The 4,308-nt window shown below is 31.5% G+C and carries 4 protein-coding genes and 4 tRNA genes; all 8 read left to right on the top strand.

All coding sequences use genetic code 11. From position 1 onward, the window contains the following. Positions 1 to 265 precede the first annotated feature (265 nt). The 8 genes from KBI38_08010 to KBI38_08045 all read left to right on the top strand — a co-directional run bounded on the left by KBI38_08010 (position 266) and on the right by KBI38_08045 (position 4,143). Positions 266 to 1,162, top strand: coding sequence for a copper amine oxidase N-terminal domain-containing protein (locus KBI38_08010; protein ID MBP8629993.1), 897 nt, complete (start codon positions 266 to 268; stop codon positions 1,160 to 1,162). 47 nt (positions 1,163 to 1,209) lie between these two features. After that, a tRNA-Arg gene (locus tag KBI38_08015) sits at positions 1,210 to 1,286 on the top strand. 108 nt (positions 1,287 to 1,394) lie between these two features. Further along, positions 1,395 to 1,470: transfer RNA gene (locus KBI38_08020), tRNA-His, on the top strand. Between the two features lies 1 nt (position 1,471). After that, a tRNA-Gln gene (locus KBI38_08025) sits at positions 1,472 to 1,547 on the top strand. A gap of 5 nt (positions 1,548 to 1,552) precedes the next feature. Further along, positions 1,553 to 1,628, top strand: a tRNA-Lys gene (locus KBI38_08030). A 133-nt stretch (positions 1,629 to 1,761) separates the two neighbouring features. Next, entirely contained in the window at positions 1,762 to 1,953 is a 192-nt protein-coding gene (locus KBI38_08035) for a hypothetical protein (protein ID MBP8629994.1), read from the top strand. Between the two features lie 25 nt (positions 1,954 to 1,978). Beyond that, positions 1,979 to 2,665, top strand: a complete 687-nt coding sequence (locus KBI38_08040; GenBank protein MBP8629995.1) for a hypothetical protein — start codon at positions 1,979 to 1,981, stop codon at positions 2,663 to 2,665. Positions 2,666 to 2,850: 185 nt separating this feature from the next. Continuing rightward, positions 2,851 to 4,143, top strand: coding sequence for a metallophosphoesterase (locus KBI38_08045; protein MBP8629996.1), 1,293 nt, complete (start codon positions 2,851 to 2,853; stop codon positions 4,141 to 4,143). Positions 4,144 to 4,308: the final 165 nt, after the last annotated feature.

The raw sequence follows: 4,308 nt of genomic DNA on the forward strand, positions 1-4,308 counted from the left end.
ATAACTAACAAACCACATAAAAATAACTAACAAAATTATATTAAGTTTATAGCATCAATCAGTTGTTTTGGTGGACAATAGTTTTATCTATGATCATCACTGCTATGGTGACAATAGAAAAATAATGATTTTATATAAAGCTTAGTTATGAGTAGTACTTGTAATAAAAAGATATAGTTGAATTTGAAACAAAGTCGCCGTTGTATTAAAATAAAAAAGAAATTATTATTAAATAATAATAAAAACTGTAATGAGGTTTGATTATATGAATAAAACAAAGAAAATTTTTCTGATATTGTTGGCTACTTTTTTTGTGAGCTTTATGCCTGTTACTAATGCTTACCACAATGAAATATTATCGATTGACGGAAGTATTAATGAAGTGAACGAAAAAGAAATAACTGTTGAAGGCAAAGGTGTTTATCCTGAAATTAGATTAAATTTAACGCCTGACACTTATATCTATGATTCTAAACAAAATTTTTTACTGGAGGGCTATGAGTTTAATAAAAATGAAGATGTTGTTGCTTACCATGGTGCAACAATGAGTAAAAGTTTACCTCCGCTTACCAATTCTTTTGCCGTTGTTTTAAAAAATACCGCAAAAATTCCTGAGTATATAAAAGGGACTGTAATGGAAAGAACTGAAGACTATGTAAAATTTTTATCTGCTAATAAAGATCTTGTTTTCACAATACATAAAAGTGTTTATAAGGATTTAAATAAAATAACAGATAATAGTGAGCTACTTGTATGGTATGATGTTGTAGCCTTGAGTATGCCGGGTCAGACTAATCCTAACAAACTAATAATTGTTAATGAAAAACCAGATATTATTTATACTAAGCAAGCTGGAGTAATTGCGATAAATAATAAAGAACTACAGGTTGAGCCACAAGGGAAGGAGTTATTGGTGCCGGTGCGCGTTATCGCTGAAAGCTTAGGCTATAATGTAAAGTGGGATGCCGATAATAACTGTGTTATTTTAACAGGTAGTGAAACCTTTAAAATTAAAATTGATACTAATACTTGCTATAACAATAATGATGAAGTACCCTTAACTGGTACGGTTCTTCTTCAAGATGGTAAAACATATGTGCCGTTAACTTTTTTTAGTACTGTTATGAATAAAGTTGTTAAAATTAATAATAATAATATTTAAGCTCTTGACTAGAGTGATGAAAAATTATATAATATATAAGCAATTAAGACTCCGTAGCTCAGCTGGATAGAGTATTTGACTACGAATCAAAGGGTCGCAGGTTCGAATCCTGCCGGGGTCACCATTTAAAATTAAAGAACTGTGTTGGCAGTTCTTTTTTTATCTAATCTAAAATTGCTTATTGACAATGAAAATAAGTATTGATATAATTTATTTCGTTGTTATTAATATGGTGGCTGTGGTGAAGTGGTTAACACGCCGGATTGTGGCTCCGGTATGCGTGGGTTCGAGCCCCATCAGTCACCCCATAGGGGCGTAGCCAAGTCGGTAAGGCACGGGACTTTGACTCCCGCATGCGTTGGTTCGAGTCCAGCCGCCCCTGCCATAATTGATCCACTAGCTCAGTCGGTAGAGCACCTGACTTTTAATCAGGGTGTCCCGCGTTCGAGTCGCGGGTGGATCACCAGTTGTTATTGGAAGACTTTTGACTTGCATTTTGGCAGGTTGGAGGTCTTTTTTTATTTTTATTATTTTAAGGTTGCTATTAGTTAAGGAATTATAATAAAATAATTTAAGAAGTATTAAAGGTGGGGGATAATATGAAAATAATAATTGCATTGGTATTGGTTTTTTTTATTATATCGCTAGCTGGTTGGTATATGGAAGGTAAAAAGTATAATAAACGTGCAACTTTAAAACAAATATATAATAAAACTGACAAAGATAAGAAAAAGATAATTAATGGCATGACTATATTGGCGATTCTTAGTCTTATTGCCTTATTTTTATAATTAAAAAGAATAGGAAGTGTATTAGTTGAATTGTAAATATTGTGGCGGAGAAATGAAAAAAGCAGAAAAATTTTGTAGTAGTTGTGGCAGATATATTGAAGAAAATGATAAGCCTGCTGATCCTGCTAAACGCAAAAAAATTATTTCGGTAATTATGGCAGTAGTAGCAGTGGTTTTTATCGTAGGGGTGTTTGGCATTAGTTTTTCTCCACAAAGTAATCAGGTTACCAGCGAGGTTGTTAGTAAAGTCAAAAAAGTAGAAGAAACAAAATCAGCCCATACGTTAAAAATAAAGACAAATGATTTTAAAGATAAGTTTAATGGCAGTAATCATGCTAAAGCAATGAATTTAGAAATTAAAGCTATCAGTATTGAACAGATGGAAAACGTTAATTCTTTTCGGTATGCTTTTACTGAAAATTTAGAACTGTTTGCTTATGTTGATAAAAATGACTTTATAAAAAACATCAATATTGTATGTGTACCTAATAAAAATGATAATCCCAAATTAGTAGGGGCAATGGGAGTATTGATTGATATGTTTAGTCCTGAATTATCAAATGATGAGAAATTAAAAGTTTTAGAAGAATTAGGTTTTGCAAAAGATAAAAATATTTATCAAGCAAATAATAAAACTATAAAAGGGAATGTTCAGTATTCTTTCCGATATGATGCTAACTATGGTTTTATTTTCTCTGTTATCGCGATATAAAGTGTATTGCCACCAACTGTTATTGTAGGAGATGCAAAACTATGTTCTGATTGTTTTAAAAAGTTATTTCTTATAATTTCTTTTTTAGATAAAAGGAGGGTTTGATATTACTTCAATGCTCTAAAGGTGTGTTGTATAAATGACATTAGCACAAACGGTCGTGAAATAAACATGGAGGGATGAATATGAGAACAAAAATAGTTTTTTTAGCATTAATTCTTAGTATGTTATCTTCGTTGATGGTTTTAAATGTAGATGTTTGTGTAACAAATGCTAGTGCTAGTGAGCAACCCTTGTGGCAGGGGAATGGTGATAGAAATAAAATAGTTGTTATCAGTGACCTTCATCTTGGGATTGATGACAAATATACTGAAACGCTAAAAAACCGTAAATTCTTAGTTGATTTTTTGCAAAAACTACAAAAAACTGCTGACGTTAGGGAGCTAGTAATCAATGGAGATTTTTTAGACGAGTGGTTTCTTCCGGTAAATTATAAAAGTTATAGTGATGAAAGAAAATTTTACAAAGATGTTATTGCAAATAATCAAAGTGTAATTGATGAATTGAACAACCTCACAAAAAGTGGTATAAAGTTGGTTTATGTTATTGGTAATCACGATATGTTATTGCAAGAGAGTGTACTACGTGAAGCTATTCCTAATATCATACAAATAAAAGACTCAGAAGGTTTAGGTGTTTATTATACCGGAGATAGAAAAGAAATTGCGATAGAACATGGTCATCGTTATGATGTTTTCTCAGCACCTGACGCAGTTACTAACAAGGAACTTTGTGGCAACGATAAGACTATTTTGCCGGCAGGTTATTTTTATGCAAGATATGCTGCAACATGGGTATTGGAGGGACGTCCTAAGGTCGAAAAAAAATTACCAATAGTGACAAAGATTCCGAATGAAAATGATGTGGACCAATATGGAGCTTATCTTTATTATTTGACCTTAAAAGACATTTCTAATAGAATGACACCGTATGAAAGTTTAGATCAAAAGATCTTTGATATAAAAATTGCCGGATTTGACGATTCTTATACCTATTTAGACTTTTATCCAAGTCAGCAAGAAGATGGAACTATTTCAGCCCCTGTATTGTTTAAAAATATTCAACGGACGTGGGAACAACGGCAAAAAATAAATAATGTTAAGGTCCCTAATGATTTTATTGAAGCGGTTAAGGGCGCTTTAAATTGGGATTATTATTTTAAACAAGCGAAAGTTCAATATCTTGAAAATCCACAAGAACATATTGATGTGGTAGTTTTTGGACATACTCATGTTCCGGTATTTCAAGATATTAAAAATAGTAAGTATTATATAAACAGTGGTACATGGATTGATCATAATACTGATTATCCTGAGGCAAGTAGAACTTTTGTTGTAATTACAACAGGGCAAAAAGATGTATCAACCCTGTATAAATATAATGAAGATGGAACTATTGGTGATGTTATAAAGAAGTAAAAAGCTATGTTTATGAAGTAATAGAAATAGTGTGTAAAAAAACTAGCTGTAAAAGAGCAACAAGAGTATCTTGTTGCTCTTTTATTCTTTAAAAAATAATAGTTTGGTAAGTATGCTAATATTACTTAAAAATATCTGGCTAATAGTTGTTATTTTTGTTATAAT

This window comes from Negativicutes bacterium, assembly GCA_018052945.1.
Taxonomy (GTDB): domain Bacteria; phylum Bacillota; class Negativicutes; order JAGPMH01; family JAGPMH01; genus JAGPMH01.